This window comes from Streptomyces sp. NPDC054794, from assembly GCF_053611585.1.
Window position 1 is genome coordinate 34,958 of record NZ_JBSHAQ010000016.1, and the last position, 18,823, is coordinate 53,780.

Annotated in this window: 20 protein-coding genes; 15 read left to right on the top strand and 5 right to left on the bottom strand. The window is 72.1% G+C overall.

The window, feature by feature from the left end; all coding sequences use genetic code 11:
* Positions 1–38 precede the first annotated feature (38 nt).
* From ACWGKT_RS18640 to ACWGKT_RS18685, 10 genes are all read left to right on the top strand, one after another.
* Positions 39–2,105 (top strand): tetratricopeptide repeat protein, encoded by a 2,067-nt coding sequence (locus ACWGKT_RS18640; RefSeq protein WP_453274514.1) that lies wholly within the window; start codon positions 39–41, stop codon positions 2,103–2,105.
* Positions 2,106–2,241: 136 nt separating this feature from the next.
* The gene (gene ald / locus ACWGKT_RS18645) at positions 2,242–3,366 is read left to right on the top strand and encodes an alanine dehydrogenase (RefSeq protein ID WP_453274515.1); all 1,125 of its coding nucleotides are present in this window, start codon (positions 2,242–2,244) and stop codon (positions 3,364–3,366) included.
* A gap of 400 nt (positions 3,367–3,766) precedes the next feature.
* Positions 3,767–4,900 carry a ParA family protein gene (locus tag ACWGKT_RS18650; protein WP_235458788.1) on the top strand — a complete coding sequence of 378 codons (1,134 nt, stop codon included), beginning with the start codon at positions 3,767–3,769 and terminating at the stop codon, positions 4,898–4,900.
* Positions 4,885–5,466 (top strand): hypothetical protein, encoded by a 582-nt coding sequence (locus ACWGKT_RS18655; protein WP_453274516.1) that lies wholly within the window; start codon positions 4,885–4,887, stop codon positions 5,464–5,466. Before ACWGKT_RS18650 ends, ACWGKT_RS18655 begins: the two co-directional genes overlap by 16 nt.
* Positions 5,467–5,504: 38 nt before the next feature.
* Positions 5,505–6,773 carry a segregation/condensation protein A gene (locus ACWGKT_RS18660; protein WP_453274517.1) on the top strand — a complete coding sequence of 423 codons (1,269 nt, stop codon included), beginning with the start codon at positions 5,505–5,507 and terminating at the stop codon, positions 6,771–6,773.
* Positions 6,770–7,420: an SMC-Scp complex subunit ScpB gene (gene scpB, locus ACWGKT_RS18665; protein WP_235458791.1), complete on the top strand. Its 651-nt coding sequence runs from the start codon at positions 6,770–6,772 to the stop codon at positions 7,418–7,420. The genes ACWGKT_RS18660 and scpB overlap by 4 nt, the downstream gene beginning before the upstream one ends.
* A gap of 12 nt (positions 7,421–7,432) precedes the next feature.
* Positions 7,433–8,506 carry a pseudouridine synthase gene (locus ACWGKT_RS18670; protein WP_356153982.1) on the top strand — a complete coding sequence of 358 codons (1,074 nt, stop codon included), beginning with the start codon at positions 7,433–7,435 and terminating at the stop codon, positions 8,504–8,506.
* Positions 8,507–8,596: 90 nt separating this feature from the next.
* Positions 8,597–9,343, top strand: coding sequence for an NUDIX hydrolase (locus ACWGKT_RS18675; RefSeq protein WP_453274518.1), 747 nt, complete (start codon positions 8,597–8,599; stop codon positions 9,341–9,343).
* A complete protein-coding gene (locus tag ACWGKT_RS18680; RefSeq protein WP_453274519.1) occupies positions 9,340–10,359 on the top strand; it encodes an ADP-ribosylglycohydrolase family protein in 1,020 nt (339 codons plus the stop codon). The genes ACWGKT_RS18675 and ACWGKT_RS18680 overlap by 4 nt, the downstream gene beginning before the upstream one ends.
* Before the next feature lie 3 nt (positions 10,360–10,362).
* The gene (locus ACWGKT_RS18685; RefSeq protein ID WP_453274520.1) at positions 10,363–11,112 is read left to right on the top strand and encodes a nucleotidyltransferase domain-containing protein; all 750 of its coding nucleotides are present in this window, start codon (positions 10,363–10,365) and stop codon (positions 11,110–11,112) included.
* On the opposite strand, the gene ACWGKT_RS18690 is transcribed toward ACWGKT_RS18685, so the two are convergent.
* The 4 genes from ACWGKT_RS18690 to ACWGKT_RS18705 are packed head-to-tail and all read right to left on the bottom strand — an operon-like array spanning position 11,038 to position 13,545.
* Positions 11,038–11,781 (bottom strand): nucleotidyltransferase domain-containing protein, encoded by a 744-nt coding sequence (locus tag ACWGKT_RS18690; protein WP_453274521.1) that lies wholly within the window; start codon positions 11,779–11,781, stop codon positions 11,038–11,040. The two genes, ACWGKT_RS18685 and ACWGKT_RS18690, sit on opposite strands and share 75 nt — an antisense overlap.
* Before the next feature lie 22 nt (positions 11,782–11,803).
* Positions 11,804–12,271, bottom strand: coding sequence for a Rieske (2Fe-2S) protein (locus tag ACWGKT_RS18695; protein ID WP_453274522.1), 468 nt, complete (start codon positions 12,269–12,271; stop codon positions 11,804–11,806).
* A 16-nt stretch (positions 12,272–12,287) separates the two neighbouring features.
* On the bottom strand, positions 12,288–12,863 hold the full coding sequence (locus tag ACWGKT_RS18700; protein WP_356153966.1) for a DUF6529 family protein: 576 nt from the start codon (positions 12,861–12,863) through the stop codon (positions 12,288–12,290).
* A 22-nt stretch (positions 12,864–12,885) separates the two neighbouring features.
* Complete coding sequence (locus tag ACWGKT_RS18705; protein WP_453274523.1) at positions 12,886–13,545, bottom strand: hypothetical protein; 660 nt, start codon at positions 13,543–13,545, stop codon at positions 12,886–12,888.
* 242 nt (positions 13,546–13,787) lie between these two features.
* On the opposite strand from ACWGKT_RS18705, the gene aroH reads away from it, so the two are divergent.
* From aroH to der, 5 genes are all read left to right on the top strand, one after another.
* Complete coding sequence (gene aroH, locus ACWGKT_RS18710) at positions 13,788–14,150, top strand: chorismate mutase (RefSeq protein WP_356153960.1); 363 nt, start codon at positions 13,788–13,790, stop codon at positions 14,148–14,150.
* The gene (locus ACWGKT_RS18715) at positions 14,147–15,232 is read left to right on the top strand and encodes a prephenate dehydrogenase (RefSeq protein ID WP_453274524.1); all 1,086 of its coding nucleotides are present in this window, start codon (positions 14,147–14,149) and stop codon (positions 15,230–15,232) included. Before aroH ends, ACWGKT_RS18715 begins: the two co-directional genes overlap by 4 nt.
* A 133-nt stretch (positions 15,233–15,365) precedes the next feature.
* Positions 15,366–16,061 (top strand): (d)CMP kinase, encoded by a 696-nt coding sequence (cmk, locus tag ACWGKT_RS18720; RefSeq protein ID WP_356153954.1) that lies wholly within the window; start codon positions 15,366–15,368, stop codon positions 16,059–16,061.
* 14 nt (positions 16,062–16,075) lie between these two features.
* A complete protein-coding gene (locus ACWGKT_RS18725) occupies positions 16,076–16,729 on the top strand; it encodes a lysophospholipid acyltransferase family protein (RefSeq protein ID WP_453274525.1) in 654 nt (217 codons plus the stop codon).
* 73 nt (positions 16,730–16,802) lie between these two features.
* Positions 16,803–18,281 carry a ribosome biogenesis GTPase Der gene (gene der, locus ACWGKT_RS18730; protein WP_356153949.1) on the top strand — a complete coding sequence of 493 codons (1,479 nt, stop codon included), beginning with the start codon at positions 16,803–16,805 and terminating at the stop codon, positions 18,279–18,281.
* A 90-nt stretch (positions 18,282–18,371) separates the two neighbouring features.
* On the opposite strand, the gene ACWGKT_RS18735 is transcribed toward der, so the two are convergent.
* Positions 18,372–18,764: a hypothetical protein gene (locus ACWGKT_RS18735; protein ID WP_453274526.1), complete on the bottom strand. Its 393-nt coding sequence runs from the start codon at positions 18,762–18,764 to the stop codon at positions 18,372–18,374.
* Between the last annotated feature and the right edge of the window lie 59 nt (positions 18,765–18,823).

Sequence of the window (18,823 nt, forward strand, 5' to 3'; positions counted from 1 at the left end):
GGCGGGCCTGCGCGTTCGGTGGGACGGGAGTGTGGCCCGTGACGGATCAGGCGCTGGACACGGACGGCGCGCGGCTGTCGGACGGCGTGGCCGCGGAGAGCCATTTCCTGGGCCGTACAAGAGAGTTGAAGGAGCTCCGCGCCGACATCGAGCGCGCGGGACTGGACACCCTGTCCGGAAAGAAACCGCCCCGCGCGCGCGTGCTCCTCATCGCGGGCAGGCCCGGCTCCGGCCGCACGGCGCTCGCCGAGGAACTCGTCCGGCAGGTCGCCGGCGACTACGCCGACGGGGTCCTGCGCGCCCGGCTCGGCGAGCCCGACGGCACCCCCGTGCCGGTCGAGCGCGCCGCCCGCCAGTTGCTCACCGCCCTCGGCCTGACCGCCCCGCCCGGAGCCGGCGAGGACGACCTCACCGAGGCGCTGCGCACCGCGCTGGCCGGGCGGCGGACGTTGCTCCTGCTGGACGACGCGGCCGGCGCCGAACAGGTCGACGCGCTGCTCCCGGACGCCCCGGACAGTCTGGTCGTCGCCGTGTCCGCGGGCCCGCTCACCGGGATCGCGGACGTCCGCCCCTGCACCCTCGGCGGCCTCGACACCAAGTCGGCCCTCGAACTGCTGACCCGCCACACCGGCTCGGTCCGCATCACCGTCGACCCGCGGGCCGCCGAGAGCCTCGTCGAGGTGTGCCAGGGCCAGCCCACCGCGCTGAACCTGGCCGGCGGCTGGCTCGCCGCCCGTCCCAAGGCGGCCGTCTCCGACCTGGCCAAGCGCCTGCACGCCGAGGCCGACGAGGGCACGCCCCTCGGCCGGGTCTTCCTGTTCGTCTACGACCAGCTGCCCGGCACGGCCGCGCGGATACTGCGACTGCTGTCCCTGGCCCCGGCGGGCCTGGCCGACCCGCACACCGCCTCCGCCCTGGCCGGCTGCACGGTCGGCGCCGCCCACACCACCCTGGACGACCTCGTCGCCCTCGGCCTGCTGCGGGCCGTGGACTCCCCGCTGCCGCAGTACGAGGTCCCCGGCTGCCTGCACCCGCTGCTGTGCGCCCTCGCCGAGACCCACGACCGCCCCGCCGAGCTGCAGCTGGCCCGTGCCCGCATGCTGGAGCGGACCGTACGGCTGCTCCAGTCCTGCCGCGCGATCACCGAGACGGACAACCCCGACGCGCGCGAGAAGCTCCAGGGCCTGCCCCGCGCCCTGCGCTTCCCGAGCCCCAGGGCCGCCGCCGAGTGGCTGAGCATCCGCCGGCCCGCCCTGCTGGCGTCCGCCCGCCTCGCGGTTGCCGACGGGGAGCTGGACACACTGGCCCGCCGGCTGATGTCCCAGCTGGTCAGGGCGATGGTGGCGCACGTCGGCACCCAGGCGGCGGCCCCCGACCTGTACGGCATCCACGGCCTCGTCCTCGACGTCGCCGTGCGCCGGAACCTGCCGCGCGAGCGGGCCGCCGCCCTGCTGAACCTCGGCGACCTGGACGCCCGGACCGGCCGTACCCGGGAGGCGCTGGTCCGCTACCGGGCCGCGCTGGACGCCGGACGCGAGGCGAACGACCCGTACGCGACCGGGCGCGCGATGGAATCCGTAGGCGGCACGCACCAGGAGCTGGGGGACCACGACCGGGCCGCCGACTGGTTCGGCCGGGCCCTCGCCCAGCGGCTGGCCCGCGGCGAGCGCGCGGAGGCCGCCCGGTTGTACGGCCGTATCGCCACCGCGCACACCTACGCGGGCCGCTACGGCGAGGCGCTCAGGAACTGGCGGGCGGCGGCCTCCGGGCATCGCAAGAACGGCGATGTCGCCGCCCACGCGCGGGCGTTGAGCGAGCTGGCCCGGGTGCAGGAGTACGCCGGGCGGCCTCAGGAGTCGCTGCACACCTGTCAGGAGGCGGTGGAGTGGGCGCGCCGTGCCGAGGACGTCCGGCTGCAGGCCGCGCTCCAGCTGCGGCTGGCGGACACCCTGGAGCGGCTCGGCGACCCCGCCGCCGCTCGACTGCACCGCGGTGCCGCGGAGCGCATGCTGGGTGAGGAAGGCCAGGAGAGCTGCGAGAACGAGCCAGAACGGGAGCACGGCGCTGATGCCTGCGAAATCCGTAGTGCATCCGTCGAAGATTGATGCAATGAAAGGCTAGACAGTCGGAACGCCTTCATTAAACTGGCTCTGCCGCTCGTTCTCCTGCGGTGCATCCAGGTGTGCCCCCGCATGCCCGGGTATGTCTTGCAATGCCCCCACACCCTCTGAGCCAAGGACCGTGATCGACGTGAAGGTCGGCATCCCCCGCGAGGTCAAGAACAACGAGTTCCGGGTGGCCATCACCCCCGCCGGTGTGCACGAGCTGGTGCGCAACGGGCACCAGGTCGTCGTCGAGCGGGACGCCGGCCTCGGCTCCTCGATCCCGAACGAGGAGTACCTCGCCGCCGGTGCCCAGATCCTGGAGACCGCCGACGAGGTCTGGGCCTCCGCGGACCTGCTGCTGAAGGTCAAGGAGCCCATCGCCGAGGAGTACCACCGCCTCCGCAAGGACCAGATCCTCTTCACCTACCTGCACCTGGCGGCCTCCAAGGAGTGCACGGACGCGCTCCTGGAGTCCGGCACCACGGCGATCGCGTACGAGACGGTCGAGCTCCCCAACCGCGCCCTGCCGCTGCTCGCCCCGATGTCCGAGGTCGCGGGCCGCCTGGCCCCGCAGGTCGGCGCCTACCACCTGATGCGTGCGGCCGGCGGCCGTGGCGTGCTGCCGGGCGGTGTCCCGGGCGTGCCGGCCGGCAAGGCCGTCATCATCGGCGGCGGCGTCTCCGGCTGGAACGCCGCGCAGATCGCGATCGGCCTGGGCTTCCACGTCACGCTGCTCGACCGTGACATCAACAAGCTCAAGGAGGCGGACAGGATCTTCGGAACGAAGATCCAGACCGTCGTCTCCAACGCCTTCGAGCTGGAGAAGGCCTGCCTGGAGGCCGACCTCGTCGTCGGTGCCGTCCTGATCCCGGGCGCCAAGGCCCCGAAGCTGGTCACCAACGAGCTCGTGTCCCGGATGAAGGCGGGAAGTGTCCTTGTCGACATCGCGATCGACCAGGGCGGTTGCTTCGAGGACTCCCGTCCCACCACCCACGCCGAGCCGACCTTCCGGGTCCACGAGTCGGTCTTCTACTGCGTCGCCAACATGCCCGGCGCGGTGCCCAACACCTCCACCTACGCGCTGACGAACGCCACGCTGCCGTACATCGTCTCGCTCGCCAACAACGGCTGGGTCGAGGCGCTGCGCCGTGACGCCGCGCTGGCCAAGGGTCTCAACACCCATGACGGCAAGGTCGTTTACCGGGAGGTCGCGGAGGCGCACGGCCTGGAGCACGTGGACCTGGAGACCCTCCTCGGCTGAGCCGATCGGCTAAGTCACCATACGGCAAAGGCGATACGTCAACACGGGTCGTCAACCGCGCACAACCGGCCGGACCTTGCCCGACAAGGTCCGGCCGGATGTGTGTATGGTCACTTTGCGACTCTCGGTCAACTCGCCTCGAACGTAACCCTTCGACCGATTCGCACACCGGTGAAGCCTGCTGTGCGACGGCCGTACGCCCTTGACAGCGGGATGTTTCATTGCCGACACATCGTGCCGGGTCCGGCGGATTGTGTTGCTGCGGACCGCCGACACGCCATAGAGTCGCCAACCGTCGGCATGATGCCACGCTGACCTGTCTAGAAGTTTCCTGGTCACCAAGGAGGTAAGACGACTTGTGAATGAGTCGACATTTTCTCCCGGGGGTGGTCAACCAGGAATGCCTGCACGGGGCCAGGGCCCCGCGGGGTTCGAGGCTGTCGGCTCCGTCGCGGTGCGTACCTTCGCCCAACAGAGTCACCGAACTGCAGGGGTGACTCTCTCAGCACACCAGAGCATGGATGGCCATCACGTGAACGCCATGGCCGGCGACGGAAGGGGCGCGCCCCACAACCAGTTCGCCGACTACGACGAACTGCCCGACGGGCACTTCTACGACCCCGATGCCGAATACGAGCCCGACCCCGAGTACGCGGCCACGCTCGCGCCCGACGCTGCCCGCCAGCGCCGCGAGCGCGTCGGCCCGACCGGGCGCCCGCTGCCGTACTTCCCGATCCCGGGCCCGCTGACCGACCACGGTCCCGCGAAGATCATCGCGATGTGCAACCAGAAGGGCGGCGTCGGCAAGACGACGTCGACCATCAACCTGGGTGCCGCGCTCGCGGAGTACGGCCGACGCGTGCTGCTCGTGGACTTCGACCCGCAGGGCGCGCTGTCGGTCGGACTCGGCGTCAACCCGATGGAGCTCGACCTCACCGTCTACAACCTGCTCATGGAGCGGGGCATGTCCGCGGACGAGGTCCTCCTGAAGACGGCGGTCCCCAACATGGACCTGCTGCCCAGCAACATCGACCTGTCGGCCGCCGAGGTCCAGCTGGTCTCCGAGGTCGCGCGCGAGTCCACGCTCCAGCGCGCCCTGAAGCCGCTGATGCCCGACTACGACTACATCGTGATCGACTGTCAGCCCTCGCTCGGCCTGCTCACCGTCAACGCGCTGACGGCCGCGCACAAGGTGATCGTGCCGCTGGAGTGCGAGTTCTTCGCACTGCGCGGTGTGGCGCTGCTGACCGAGACCATCGAGAAGGTCCAGGAGCGGCTCAACCCGGAGCTGGAGCTCGACGGGATCCTCGCCACGATGTACGACTCGCGCACGGTCCACAGCCGTGAGGTGCTGGCCCGTGTGGTCGAGGCATTCGACGACCACGTCTACCACACGGTCATCGGCCGCACGGTCCGCTTCCCGGAGACCACGGTCGCCGGTGAGCCGATCACCACGTACGCCTCCAACTCCGTCGGTGCCGCCGCCTACCGCCAGCTCGCCAGGGAGGTGCTCGCCCGGTGTCACGCCGAGTGAGTCTGCCGGGGGCCGACGAACTGTTCCGTACGACAGGGGGAATGGCGCTCCAGCCGTCCACTCCCCGGCGCCCGGTCAACGGCGAGGCCCGGGTGCCGGCTCCCGCGGGGGAGAGCGACGCGGCCGCGGCGGCACAGGACGCGCCGGAGTCCGTTCCCGCGCAGGGCGGGGACGGCGACGGGGCGGAGCACGTGGCCGCGGAGGCGGAGCCGGTCGAATCCGGTGAGTCCCGCAGCCGGTCCGCCGCGGCGGACCGCCCCGCGCGGCGTCAGGGGGCGCAGGAAGGTTCTGCCGCCTCCTCCGGCTCCGCGCAGCCTCGCAAGCGCGGGGGGCGGGCGGCGGCACGGCGTCCCAGCGGGCGCGAGCGACACGACGAGAAGATCACCGTGTACGTGTCCGCCGAGGAACTGATGGACCTGGAGCACGCCCGGCTGGTGCTGCGCGGCGAGCACGGCCTGGCGGTCGACCGCGGGCGGATCGTCCGCGAGGCGGTGGCCGTCGTCCTGGCCGACCTGGAGTCCCGGGGAGACGCGAGCATCCTGGTACGGCGGCTGCGCGGCCGGTAGTCGGTCGTGCGGTCGGGAGGCGATAGCCTGCCACGGCTATGACCTCGAACGACGTTCCCGCTCCCGGCGCACCCGCCGGCCGCAGGCGTGCGCTGGGCCGGGGGCCGGGCGCAGGCGCTCCGCGCGTGGAGCCGGTCGAGCCGATGACCCCGCCCGAGCCGGAACCCCTGCCCGAGCCGACGCCGCACCCCGATCCCGAGCCGGCGCCAGTCGAGCCGCTGCCCCTGCCCGAGCCGGTTCCGGTGCCCGAGGCGAGCCCCTCAGTGCCCGACGTGAGCGTTCCGGTGGCCGACGCCGCCACACCCGTACCGGAGGTGCTGCCCCGACCGGAGCCGCAGTCCGCGCCTGGGCCGGAACCCCTGACCGAGCCGGTGCCCGAGGCGAGCCCCCCGGTGCCCGACGCCGACACGCCTGTACCGGAGACACTGCACCGACCGGAGTCGCGGTCCTTGCCCGCGCCGGTGTCGTCGCCCGTCGCTGAGCCCGAAGCCAGTACCGACGGTGTCTTCAAGGTGCGGCTGGCCAACTTCGAGGGGCCCTTCGATCTGCTGCTGCAGCTGATCTCGAAGCACAAGCTCGACGTCACCGAGGTGGCCCTCTCCAAGGTCACCGACGAGTTCATGGCGCACATCCGGGCGATGGGCCCGGACTGGGACCTCGACCAGACGACGGAGTTCCTGGTCGTCGCCGCCACCCTGCTCGATCTCAAGGCGGCCCGGCTGCTGCCCACCGCCGAGGTGGAGGACGAGGCCGACCTGGCCCTCCTGGAGGCCCGCGACCTGCTGTTCGCCCGGCTGCTCCAGTACCGCGCGTACAAGCAGATCGCCGACATCTTCAACCACCGCCTGGACCAGGAGGCCCGCCGCTACCCCCGTACCGTCGGCCTCGAACCGCACCACGCCGAGCTGCTGCCCGAGGTCGTCATCAGCATCGGCCCCGAGGGTTTCGCGAAGCTCGCCGTCAAGGCGATGCAACCCAAGGCCAAGCCGCAGGTGTACGTCGACCACATCCACGCCCCGCTGGTCAGCGTGCAGGAGCAGGCCGGGATCGTCGTCGCGCGGCTGAGGGAACTGGGCGAGGCGAGCTTCCGGGTGCTGGTCGAGGACACCGACGACACCCTGACCGTCGTGGCCCGCTTCCTGGCCCTGCTGGAGCTGTACCGGGAGAAGGCCGTCGCGCTGGACCAGGAGACGGCCCTGGGGGACCTGATCGTCCGCTGGACCGGCGGGGACGGGGACGAGACACCGACGGTCACGGACGAGTTCGACCGGCCGCCCGAGGAGCCCAAGGAGGAGAAGAAGGCGTGAGCGAGGAGATCACCGACGTCCCGGCCGGTCTGCGCACCGTCGCCGACCTCGACCTCAAGCCCGCCCTGGAGGCGGTGCTCATGGTCGTGGACGAACCCGCGACCGAGGAACACCTCTCCAAGATCCTCCAGCGGCCCAAGCGGCAGATCGGGGACGCGCTGCGGGAGCTGGCCGACGAGTACACCGTCCAGCGACGGGGATTCGAGCTGCGGCTGATCGCCGGCGGCTGGCGTTTCTACACCCGCCCCGAGTACGCGGCCGCCGTCGAGGGCTTCGTCCTGGACGGCCAGCAGGCCCGGCTCACCCAGGCCGCGCTGGAGACCCTGGCCGTCGTCGCCTACCGCCAGCCGGTGAGCCGCAGCCGTGTCTCGGCCGTCCGTGGAGTGAACTGCGACGGTGTGATGCGCACCCTGTTGCAGCGCGGTCTGGTCGAGGAGGCGGGCACGGAACCCGAAACAGGTGCGATCCTGTACAGGACGACGAACTACTTCCTGGAGCGGATGGGCCTGCGCGGCCTGGACGAGCTCCCGGAACTCGCGCCCTTCCTCCCGGAGGCGGAGGCGATCGAGGCCGAGACCCAGGAGGGCGTACCGTCGTTCGACCCGGACGCGCCCGACGCGCCCGGCGCAGAGGACGCAGACGACTAAGACGGAAACTTGATGCGAAGCAGCGGCAGCGGCAAGAGCGGTGGCGGACGCGGTAACTACCGCGGTGCCGGCAACAACAGGGACGACAAGCAGGGGCAGGGCCGTCCCCGCAAGCCCCGCCCCGAGGAGCGCCGCTACGACGTGGGCCCCGGCGCCACCCAGGACGGCCCCAAGTCCGGGCGCGGCGGCGCCGCCCGCGGCGGTGCCAAGGGCGGGCCCAAGCAGTCCCAGCAGGGCGACGGGCGCGGCCGTACGGCCCCCGGGCGCTCGCGCGAGTACGAGACCCGGGCGGAGGAGCGCAACCGCGAGCGCTACGCGGGCAAGAAGGACGTCAAGCTGCCCAAGACCTTCCCGGGCGCCGAGCAGGAGGGCGAGCGGCTGCAGAAGGTCCTCGCGCGCGCGGGCTACGGCTCCCGGCGTGCCTGCGAGGAGCTCATCGAGCAGGCGCGGGTCGAGGTCAACGGCGAGATCGTCCTGGAGCAGGGCAAGCGCGTCGACCCGGAGAAGGACGAGGTCAAGGTCGACGGCCTGACGGTCGCGACGCAGTCGTACCAGTTCTTCTCGCTGAACAAGCCCGCCGGTGTCGTCTCCACCATGGAGGACCCCGAGGGCCGTCAGTGCCTCGGCGACTACGTCACCAACCGCGAGACCCGGCTCTTCCACGTCGGCCGGCTCGACACCGAGACCGAGGGCGTCATCCTGCTCACCAACCACGGCGAGCTGGCGCACCGTCTGACGCACCCCAAGTACGGCGTGAAGAAGACCTACCTCGCCGCCATCGTGGGCCCGATCCCGCGCGACCTGGGCAAGCGCCTCAAGGACGGCATCCAGCTGGAGGACGGGTACGCGCGCGCGGACCACTTCCGGGTCGTCGAGCAGACCGGCAAGAACTACCTCGTCGAGGTCACCCTCCACGAGGGCCGCAAGCACATCGTGCGCCGCATGCTCGCCGAGGCCGGCTTCCCGGTCGAGAAGCTGGTGCGCACCTCCTTCGGCCCGATCACCCTGGGCGACCAGAAGTCCGGCTGGCTGCGACGCCTGTCGAACACGGAGGTCGGGATGCTGATGAAGGAAGTCGACCTCTGATCCGCCGAGGGCGGCCACGACCGCCCTCGCCCTTGCGGTGACCACCACCCCCTTTTATAGTCGTGATGACTATAAAAGGGGGTGGTGGTCGTGTCGGCTCCGGAGGAACCCCGCGGACCCGCGGGCTACGACAAGTACGCCTACGAACCCTTCGCCGTCACCGTCGACCTCGCCGTGCTCACCCTTCGCGCGGGCGCTCTGCACGTCCTGCTCGTGGAGCGCGGACAGGAGCCGTACGCCGGCCGCTGGGCGCTGCCCGGCGGCTTCGTGCTGCCCGACGAGTCCGCGGAGACGGCGGCCCGCCGGGAACTCGCCGAGGAGACCGGCCTGGCGGACGTCACCGGGCTGCACCTGGAGCAGTCGCGGACCTACAGCGAGCCCGGCCGCGACCCCCGCATGCGGGTCGTGTCGGTCGCCTTCACCGCCCTACTGCCCGACGCTCCCGAACCGCACGGCGGGGGCGACGCCGTCCAGGCCCGCTGGCTGCCGTACGACTCCTCCCGGCCGCTCGCCTTCGACCACGACCGGATCCTGGCCGACGCCCACGAACGGGTCGGCGCCCAGCTGGAGTCCACCTGCCTCGCGACCGCCTTCTGCCCGCCCGAGTTCACGCTGGGTGAGCTGCAGCAGGTCTACGAGACGGTGTGGGGCCTCGCCCTGGACCGGCCCAACTTCCGGCGCAAGGTGCTCGCCACCCCCGGCTTCGTCGAACCCGTCCCGGGCGGCGCCCGGCTGACCGGCGGCCGCGGCAAACCGGCCGCCCTCTACCGCGTGGGCCCCGCCACCGCCCTGCACCCGCCCCTGCTCCGCCCGACCCGGGAAGGACGCCCCACATGACCACGACCGTCCGCAAGCGCGCCGCCACCGGTGCGCTCATCGGCCTCGCCCTCGGGGACGCGCTCGGCTTCCCGACCGAGTTCAACGACGTGCCCTCGATCCTCGCCAAGTGCGGGCCCTGGCGGGAGATGGAGCTGCCGAAGCGCCCCTTCGTCTCCGACGACACCCAGATGACGCTGGCGCTGGGACGCGGGCTGCGCACGGCCATGGACCGCGGGGTGCTCGCGCCCGAGCGGCTGGCGCGGCCGGTGCGCGAGGAGTTCGTGGACTGGTACCAGTCGCCGGAGAACAACCGGGCACCGGGACGCACCTGCCTGACGGCGTGCGACCTGCTGAAGGACGAGACCCGGCCCTGGCAGGACGCCAGCCAGATCGGCTCCAAGGGCTGCGGCGCCAACATGCGCGTGGCCCCCGTCGGACTCGCCCCCGGCCTCAGCGACGAACAGCGCTCGGGCGCCGCCCAGTTGCAGTCCGCGCTCACCCACGGACATCCGACCGCGCTCGCCGCCTCCGACCTCACCGCCCGCGCGGTACGGCTGCTCGCCCAGGGCACCGAACCCGCCGCACTGGTCGACCGGCTCCGCTCGTACGCCGTCGAGAACCGCACCCACTACCGCGAGACCTGGCTCGGCGACCTGTGGACCCGCTCGCACGACCCCTCGGCCGAGGACTTCATCGCGCGCGGCTGGGACGAGTGCCTCCAGGTCCTGGACCGGCTCGACGAGGCCGTGCGCACGGTGTCGCCGGAGACCGACCCGTGCCTGGCCACCGGCGAGGGCTGGATCGCCGAGGAGGCCCTGGCCACCGGCCTGCTGTGCTTCCTCCTCTTCGCCGACGAACCGGTCACGGCCCTGCGCCGGGCCGCCTGCACCTCCGGCGACTCCGACTCCATCGCCTGCCTCACCGGGGCCTTCGCGGGCGCCTACCTGGGCGAGGACGCCTGGCCGGCCGACTGGGCGGACCGGATCGAATACCGGGGCGACCTGCTGACCCTGGGAGCGCTCTGGGACGCTTAGTCCATGATCGACGATCTCGACATGGACCTGGCGCCCGTGGTCGCCGAACAGCCGGACCCCCTGCTGTTCGCGACCGTCTCCGGGGCGCACCTCTACGGCTTCCCCTCGCAGGACTCCGACCTGGACCTGCGGGGCGTCCATCTGCTGCCCGCCGCCGACCTGGTGGGGCTGCGCGAACCCGAGGAGACGCGTACGCGGACCTGGGTGCGCGACGGCGTCGAGATGGACCTCGTCACCCACGACGTGCGCAAGTTCGCCCGGCTGCTGCTGCGCCGCAACGGCTACGTCCTGGAGCAGCTGCTCTCCCCGCTGGTTGTGCACTCCACCGACACGCACCGGGAGCTGGCCGCGCTGGCGCCCGGCGTCCTCACCAGCCACCACGCGCACCACTACCGGGGCTTCGCGGTGACGCAGTGGCGGCTGTTCGAGAAGACCGGCGAGCTCAAGCCGCTGCTGTACACCTTCCGTGTGCTGCTCACCGGCGTCCACCTGATGCGCAGCGGCCAGGTGCAGGCCCATCTGCCCACGCTCGTGGGCGAACTGGACGCCCCCGCCTATCTGCCCGACCTGATCGCCGCGAAGGCGGAGCGGGAGCACGGGGCCGCCGAGGTCGCGCACGCGCGCGTGGAGGCCGACGTGGAGCGGCTGCACGCCCTGCTCGACGACGCCCAGGCCGCCTCAGTGCTGCCTGACGCCCCCACCGCCCACGACGCCCTGCACGACCTCGTGGTGCGCGTCCGGCCGGCCGGCTGAGGCGCGGCGGACGCGGATCAGGAAGTCCTCGACCCGCCGGTGGTCCGGTTCCGGCGGGAGGGGAGTGCGGTGACCGGCCTCCTCGGTCTCGGCCGCCAGGCGGGTCATCCAGGCCTCGACCTCGGGCCAGGACACCTCGCCCCGCTTCACCGCGAGCAGCGGCTCCCGCCGGTCACCGACGTCGATCCGCAGCTCGCCCGTGCGCAGCAGGTCACGGGCGCTCATCAGCAGCCGCAGCAGGTGCATCGCGTGCTTCCAGCGCGGGGCTCCGTGGGTACGGACGTCGGCGTCGAGCTTCTTGCGCTGGCCGAGGGCGTAGCGCGTGAAGCTGTCGTACACCTTCCGGGAGAGGAACGCCCCGCGCAGGGAGAGCAGTTCGCGGCCGGTGTCGTCCAGGTGCTCCACCAGGGGCGAGTGCAGGCACTCCAGGATGTTCGGGTTCGCGCGCAGGGCCAGCTCGCAGAACCGTTCCAGCTCCCAGCTGAACTGCTCCTGTGCCGGGCCCTCCACATGCGTGGGGGGCTTCTCGAAGCCCCAGAACAGGGGGGTGGGGGCCAGGAACACGCCCCGCCGGTCGGTGTCGCTGCCGTCCGTGGCCAGGCCGAAGGCGCGCGAACCCATCACGCAGGCGTAGATCGTGTGGTCGCGTACCAGGTCCTCGGGGTGCATGCCCGCGAGCGTACGCGGGGGCTCACGCCAGGCGGATCGAATTTCCCTGCACGGTGATCTGCTCCGCGGGCAGTGGCCTCGTCGCGGGACCGTGGGCCACCGAGCCGTCGGCGATGTGGAACTTGCTGCCGTGGCAGGGGCAGTCGATGGTGCCGTCGGCGATCTTGCTCACGGTGCAGCCCATGTGGGTGCAGATGGCCGAGAAGGCCTTGAAGTCGTCCTTCGTCGGCTGGGTCACCACGACCTTCTGAGCCTTGAAGATCTTGCCGCTGCCGACCGGGATCTCGCTGGTCGTCGCCAGTGCCTGCCCGGCGGCGGCACCCGGGGACGAGGCGGCCGGCGGGGACGCCGCGGGGGAGGTGGGCGACTTGGGCGAGGCCGAGGACGAGGAGGAGTTGTTGTCGTTGTACTCGCTGCAGCCGACGCATCCCGCGGCGATCGCCGCGGCGCCCGTCACGAGGGCCGTGCGCCGTGTGGGGGCGTGGGTCATGTCGTCACTCCGAACGTCACGTTGTCACTCCGAAGGTGCGGAAGAACCAGAAGGCCGACGTCAGCCAGATCACCACGAGCACGGCGAACACCAGTCCGCCGACGAACGGCAGCAGCCAGCCGGGCAGCCGCTCCGAGCGGAGCAGCAGCATCTTGGCACTGAACGCACCGAAGAAGAAGCAACCCAGGATGGAGTGCCACAAAACGCGCGTTTCGTACGTCTGATAGCCGAACGCGTACAGGCAGTGCACCGCCACCGGGACCGTCACCAGGAACGCCACGCGGCCCGACCAGCGGTGCAGCGCCGAAGCCCAGGACGGGCCGGGCAGCTTGCCGTACATCATCAGCGCCGAGACGACCTGGACCAGCGCGAAGAAGAGCGCCGTGGTGGCCAGCCACGACTTCACGGCCGCCGCGCTACTGAATCCGGCGAGGTTGAAGGCGATCCCCGTCGGCTGGTGGACCTTGCCGTACACGCCGAGGGCGACCGACACCGCGGCGGCGACCAGGGCCGGGACGAGGTAGCGGGCCGCGCTCGGGCGGGGTTCGGGCGGGGGGAAGCCCTGGGTGGCTGCGTTCGGGTCGACGGTCATGGTCGGCTCCCTCGGGCTCGGGTCACGGAGTAGCGGGGCGGGCCGTCAGGCGGGTGCCGTCGACCGTGACCGCGCCGGTCCCGGGGTCGACGGGGGGAGCGGCCGCGGGCTTGCCGTCGCGGCTGACGATGCCGACCTGGCGGCCGTCGGCCAGCACGATCCAGCCGCCGACGAGCTTCGCGCCGCGCACGGTGGCCGTCGCCCGGTACAGCCCCGACGGCTTGACCGCCTTCTCGGCCGTGAAGGCGTAGTGGCCGCCGTCGACGTCGACCGTGCCGCGGATGCTCGTGCCCTCGCCGAGCGTGCCGTTCAGCTCGGCGCCTCGGCCGCCGGTCAGCTTCATGCTGCCGTCGTCCGCGACGTCGCCCTTCAGCCACGACTCCTTGCTGTGCCCGTCGCAGAAGTAGGCGATGGCCTTCCGGTCCCGGACCGACACGGCCACCGACGCGGAGTCGTCGTCGGTGCGCCCCGCGTAGGAGGCGTTCGGCACGGCTGCCCGCGGCGGAGCGGACGTGGCGGACGGCGTCGGTGACGCGACGCCCGCCGTCGGCGAGGGGCTCGGCGACTCCGTCCGGTACGGGGACGTGCTGCTCCTCGTCCCCGTCGTCGCGTCGAGCGCCAGCAGGATCAGGCCGAACAGCAGACCCGCGAGCAGGGTCAGCAAGGGTCCGGGACGTTTCATGGGACGGCCTCCCCCGAGGCGGGCTTGCCTGTCATCAGAGCGGACGGCGGCCCCGGCGTAAAGAGGCGCACGGGGGTGTTCTCACACCAAGTAGCAGAATAGGTCGATGTGGGTGAGATTGAGAGGGTTCGCGGCTCGCGTCGGCCCTGTCTCAGCGGGCGGGCGCCGCGCACCGGCCGGGCGCGGCCTGACTAGGCTGGACCGACCAAGAGCCGATACGCATCTGAGCAAGGAGCAGCGCCGTGGCGGTACGAGCGGTCCGGGGGGCCGTCCAACTGGAGCGGGACGAGGCCGGTCACATGGACGAGCAGGTCGGGGCCCTGCTCACCGCCATCCTGGAGCGGAACTCGCTGACCACCGACGACCTGATCAGCATCTGGTTCACGGCCACGCCCGACCTGCACAGCGACTTCCCGGCGGCCGCCGCCCGCAAGCTCGGCATCGTCGACGTACCGCTGATCTGTGCCCAGGAGCTGGACATCGAGGGCGCCATGCCCCGGGTCGTGCGTGTCCTCGCGCACATCGAGTCGGACCGGCCCCGCGCCGACATCGCCCACGTCTACCTCGGCGCCGCGGCCGCCCTGCGCAAGGACATCGCCCAGTGAGGACCGCGCTCGTCATCGGCACCGGCCTCATCGGTACGTCCGCCGCGCTCGCCCTGTCCCAGCGGGGCGTCACCGTCTACCTCGCCGACTACGACTCCGAGCAGGCCCGCACGGCGGCCGCGCTGGGCGCCGGCACGGACGAGACCCCTCAGGGCCCCGTCGACCTGGCGATCGTCGCCGCTCCGCCCGCGCACGTGGCCGGGGTCCTCGCCGACGTCATGCGCCGCGGCGTGGCCCGCGGCTACCTCGACGTGGCCAGCGTCAAGGGCGGCCCGCGCCGCGAGCTGGAGGCCCAGGGCCTCGACCTGTCGGCGTACATCGGCACCCACCCCATGTCGGGCCGCGAGAAGTCCGGCCCGCTGGCCGCGACCGGCGACCTGTTCGAGGGCCGCCCCTGGGTGCTGACGCCCACCCGGGACACGGACACCGAGGTGCTGAACCTCGCCCTGGAGCTGGTCTCGCACTGCCGGGCGGTGCCGGTCGTCATGGACGCCGACGCCCACGACCGCGCCGTCGCCCTGGTCTCCCACATGCCCCACCTGGTCTCCAGCATGGTCGCCGCCCGCCTGGAGAAGGCCGAGGAGACGGCCGTACGGCTGTGCGGCCAGGGCATCCGGGACGTGACCCGGATCGCCGCCTCCGACCCCGGGATGTGGATCGACATCCTGTCGGCGAACCCGGGGCCGGTCGCCGACCTCCTCGCCGACGTCTCCGCCGACCTCGACGAGACCGTCCGCGCCCTGCGCGCCCTGCAGTCCGCCGACGAGACCAAGCGCCGCGAGGGCAGCGCCGGGATCGAGGACGTGCTGCGGCGCGGGAACGCCGGGCAGGTCCGGGTGCCGGGCAAGCACGGCACCGCTCCGCGCGCCTACGAGACGGTCGCGGTCCTCATCGACGACCAGCCCGGCCAGCTGGCCCGCATCTTCGCCGACGCGGGACGGGCCGGGATCAACGTCGAGGACGTACGCATCGAGCACGCGACCGGTCAGCAGGCCGGTCTGGTGCAGCTGATGGTGGAGCCGAAGACGGCGCCGGTGCTGACCGCGGCGCTGCGCGAGCGGGGCTGGGCCATCCGCCAGTGAGCGCGCCGGGCCGCCGCCCGGCGCGGGGTCGGGCCGTCCGCCCGTAATCGGGTCTCCGGGGAGCCAGTAACCTTGTGCGGGGCGCATTCGTGTCCCGCACACCACCCATCCAGCACCAGGAAGGTGTCCCCCCGTGGAAAACGGCGCCGCCCGGACCGCCCAGCCCGTCATTGTCGCGATCGACGGCCCCTCGGGCACGGGCAAGTCGAGCACGTCGAAGGCCGTGGCCGCGCAGCTCGGCCTGAGCTACCTGGACACCGGGGCCCAGTACCGGGCGATCACCTGGTGGATGGTGACCAACGGCATCGACCTGGCGGACCCCTCCGCGGTCGCGGCGATGGCGGGCAAGCCCGAGATCGTCTCCGGTACCGACCCGAACGACCCGACGATCACGGTCGACGGCGTCGACGTGGCCGCCCCGATCCGCACCCAGGAGGTCACCTCCAAGGTCAGCGCGGTCAGCGCGGTGCCCGAGGTGCGCGCCCGGATCACCGAGCTGCAGCGCTCGCTGGCCGCCGGCGCCGAGAGCGGCATCGTCGTCGAGGGTCGTGACATCGGTACGACCGTGCTGCCGGACGCCGACCTGAAGGTCTTCCTGACCGCCTCCCCGGAGGCCCGCGCGGCCCGCCGCAGCGGCGAGCTCAAGGGCGTGGACATCCACGCCACCCGTGAGGCGCTGATCAAGCGCGACGCGGCCGACTCCAGCCGCAAGACCTCGCCGCTCGCCAAGGCGGACGACGCGGTCGAGGTGGACACCACCGACCTCACGCTCCCGCAGGTCATCGAGTGCGTGGTCACCCTTGTCGAGGAGAGGCGAGCCGGGAAGTGAACGAAGCCGCGTCCATGACCCCGTCCGAGACCCCGTCCGAGCGGGGAGCCGAGGTCGGACGGCGTATCGGGGTCGGCCTGATGTACGGGCTGTGGAAGCCGCGTGTGCTCGGCGCCTGGAAGGTGCCCGCGAGCGGCCCGGTGATCTTCGCCGTCAACCACTCCCACAACATCGACGGCCCGATGGTCATGGGTGTGGCGCCTCGGCCGGTGCACTTCCTGATCAAGAAGGAGGCGTTCATCGGTCCGCTGGGCTCCTTCCTGACCGGCATCGGGCAGCTGCAGGTGGACCGCACGAGCGCCGACCGAGGCGCGATCACCCGGGCGCTCGGCGTCCTGCAGAACGGGGGAGCGCTCGGCATCTTCCCGGAGGGCACCCGGGGCGAGGGCGACTTCGCCTCCCTGCGTGCCGGGCTCGCGTACTTCGCGGTCCGCGGCGGTGCTCAGGTCGTGCCGGTCGCCGTCCTGGGAAGCGCCGAGCGACGGGGCCGGTTGATCAAGGCGCTGCCCCCGCTGCGCTCCCGCGTCGACGTCGTCTTCGGCGACCCCTTCGAGGCGGGCGACGGCAGCGGCCGCCGTACGCGCAAGGCGCTGGACGAGGCGACCGAGCGCATCCAGAAGCAGCTCACCGCGCACCTGGAAAACGCCAGGCGTCTCACCGGGCGCTAGGCGACACTGAGTAGTGGATCAGGCCGTATCGGGCGGATCCACCGATCACCACGATGAACGAGGTACGGACTTCATGAACGACCAGATCCAGCCCGACGGCTCGGAGCACGAGTACGAGCACGGGGCGCTCGGCGACGCCGAGTACGCGGAGTTCATGGAGCTCGCCGCCGAAGAGGGCTTCGACCTGGAGGACGTCGAGGGCGCCATCGAGGCGGCGGGCCACGGTCCGCTGCCCGTGCTCGCCGTCGTCGGCCGCCCGAATGTCGGCAAGTCGACACTCGTGAACCGGATCATCGGCCGCCGCGAGGCGGTCGTCGAGGACAAGCCGGGCGTCACCCGCGACCGCGTGACCTACGAGGCCGAGTGGGCGGGCCGCCGCTTCAAGGTCGTCGACACCGGCGGCTGGGAGCAGGACGTCCTCGGCATCGACGCCTCCGTCGCCGCCCAGGCCGAGTACGCGATCGAGGCCGCCGACGCGGTCGTCTTCGTCGTCGACGCCAAGGTCGGCGCCACCGACACCGACGAGGCGGTCGTACGGCTGCTGCGCAAGGCCGGCAAGCCCGTCGTGCTCTGCGCCAACAAGGTCGACGGCCCGAGCGGCGAGGCCGACGCCTCCTACCTGTGGTCCCTCGGCCTCGGCGAGCCGCACCCGGTCTCGGCCCTGCACGGCCGTGGCACCGGCGACATGCTGGACGCCGTCCTGGAGGCGCTGCCCCAGGCGCCCGCGCAGTCCTTCGGCACCGCGATCGGCGGTCCGCGCCGCATCGCGCTGATCGGCCGCCCGAACGTCGGCAAGTCCTCGCTGCTGAACAAGGTGGCGGGCGAGGAGCGCGTCGTCGTCAACGAACTGGCGGGCACGACCCGTGACCCGGTCGACGAGCTGATCGAACTGGGCGGCGTGACGTGGAAGTTCGTCGACACCGCCGGCATCCGTAAGCGCGTCCACCTCCAGCAGGGCGCCGACTACTACGCCTCGCTGCGCACCGCGGCCGCCGTCGAGAAGGCCGAGCTGGCCGTCATTCTGATCGACGCCTCCGAGAACATCTCGGTCCAGGACCAGCGCATCGTCACCATGGCCGTGGAGGCGGGGCGCGCGGTCGTCCTGGCCTTCAACAAGTGGGACACCCTCGACGAGGAGCGCCGCTACTACCTGGAGCGGGAGATCGAGACCGAGCTCGGCCAGGTCGCCTGGGCGCCGCGGGTCAACGTCTCGGCGCGCACCGGCCGTCACATGGAGAAGCTGGTCCCGGCGATCGAGACGGCTCTGGCGGGCTGGGAGACGCGCGTGCCGACCGGCCGCCTCAACGCCTTCCTCGGCGAGCTGGTCTCGGCCCACCCGCACCCGGTCCGGGGCGGCAAGCAGCCGCGCATCCTCTTCGGCACGCAGGCCGGCACCAAGCCGCCGCGGTTCGTGCTGTTCGCCTCCGGCTTCATCGAGGCGGGCTACCGGCGCTTCATCGAGCGCCGGCTGCGTGAGGAGTTCGGCTTCGAGGGCACACCGATCCACATCTCGGTGCGGGTGCGCGAGAAGCGCGGCGCGAAGAAGAAGTGACGCGACAGCGGTACGACGAAGAGGGCGGCTCCTTCCCGGAGCCGCCCTCTCGTGCTTCGTACCCCCGGCGGGTCGGCCGCCCCCTGTGGCTCAGCCGCCCTGGCGCGGGCCTGGCGGCAGGGCCGGGACGGGGTGCAGTCCCGTGGTGTGCGGGGTCAGCGGTCCGACCCGCTGCCACTGCCCGTGGTGCTGCCCGCCGTTGCTCCGGGCGCTGAACGCGCCCGCCCGGTAGGCGCTGTACGAGCTGCTGAACGTGCCCGGCCGGTGTCCGCCGTACGAGCCCGTACTGTGCAGGATGCTCCCGAAGGCGGTGAAGCCCAGATCCTCCTCGCCGCTGCGGTCGCCCGGCAGCGTGCGGAAGGACTTGACCCACTCGGAGTAGAGCCGGTCGTAGATCGGCGTGGCCGATGGGCCGGCCTGGGGGTCCCGGGCGGACGGGATCGACGGGAGGGGGGAGCGGCCGGGAACGTCGTATGCGTGCACGTATGTCCAAACGACCGGGCACGGGAAGGGATGCGGGCGCGCGCCGCCCCGTCAGGGGC

Excerpts from the sequence above, each read along its gene's own strand:
- ACWGKT_RS18650 (WP_235458788.1), top strand. The coding sequence starts at position 3,767 with ATGCCTGCACGGGGCCAGGGCCCCGCGGGGTTCGAGGCTGTCGGCTCC.
- ACWGKT_RS18660 (WP_453274517.1), top strand. The coding sequence starts at position 5,505 with ATGACCTCGAACGACGTTCCCGCTCCCGGCGCACCCGCCGGCCGCAGG.
- ACWGKT_RS18670 (WP_356153982.1), top strand. The coding sequence starts at position 7,433 with ATGCGAAGCAGCGGCAGCGGCAAGAGCGGTGGCGGACGCGGTAACTAC.
- ACWGKT_RS18680 (WP_453274519.1), top strand. The coding sequence starts at position 9,340 with ATGACCACGACCGTCCGCAAGCGCGCCGCCACCGGTGCGCTCATCGGC.
- ACWGKT_RS18685 (WP_453274520.1), top strand. The coding sequence starts at position 10,363 with ATGATCGACGATCTCGACATGGACCTGGCGCCCGTGGTCGCCGAACAG.
- ACWGKT_RS18690 (WP_453274521.1), bottom strand. The coding sequence starts at position 11,781 with ATGCACCCCGAGGACCTGGTACGCGACCACACGATCTACGCCTGCGTG.
- ACWGKT_RS18695 (WP_453274522.1), bottom strand. The coding sequence starts at position 12,271 with ATGACCCACGCCCCCACACGGCGCACGGCCCTCGTGACGGGCGCCGCG.
- ACWGKT_RS18700 (WP_356153966.1), bottom strand. The coding sequence starts at position 12,863 with ATGACCGTCGACCCGAACGCAGCCACCCAGGGCTTCCCCCCGCCCGAA.
- ACWGKT_RS18705 (WP_453274523.1), bottom strand. The coding sequence starts at position 13,545 with ATGAAACGTCCCGGACCCTTGCTGACCCTGCTCGCGGGTCTGCTGTTC.
- ACWGKT_RS18725 (WP_453274525.1), top strand. The coding sequence starts at position 16,076 with ATGACCCCGTCCGAGACCCCGTCCGAGCGGGGAGCCGAGGTCGGACGG.
- der (WP_356153949.1), top strand. The coding sequence starts at position 16,803 with ATGAACGACCAGATCCAGCCCGACGGCTCGGAGCACGAGTACGAGCAC.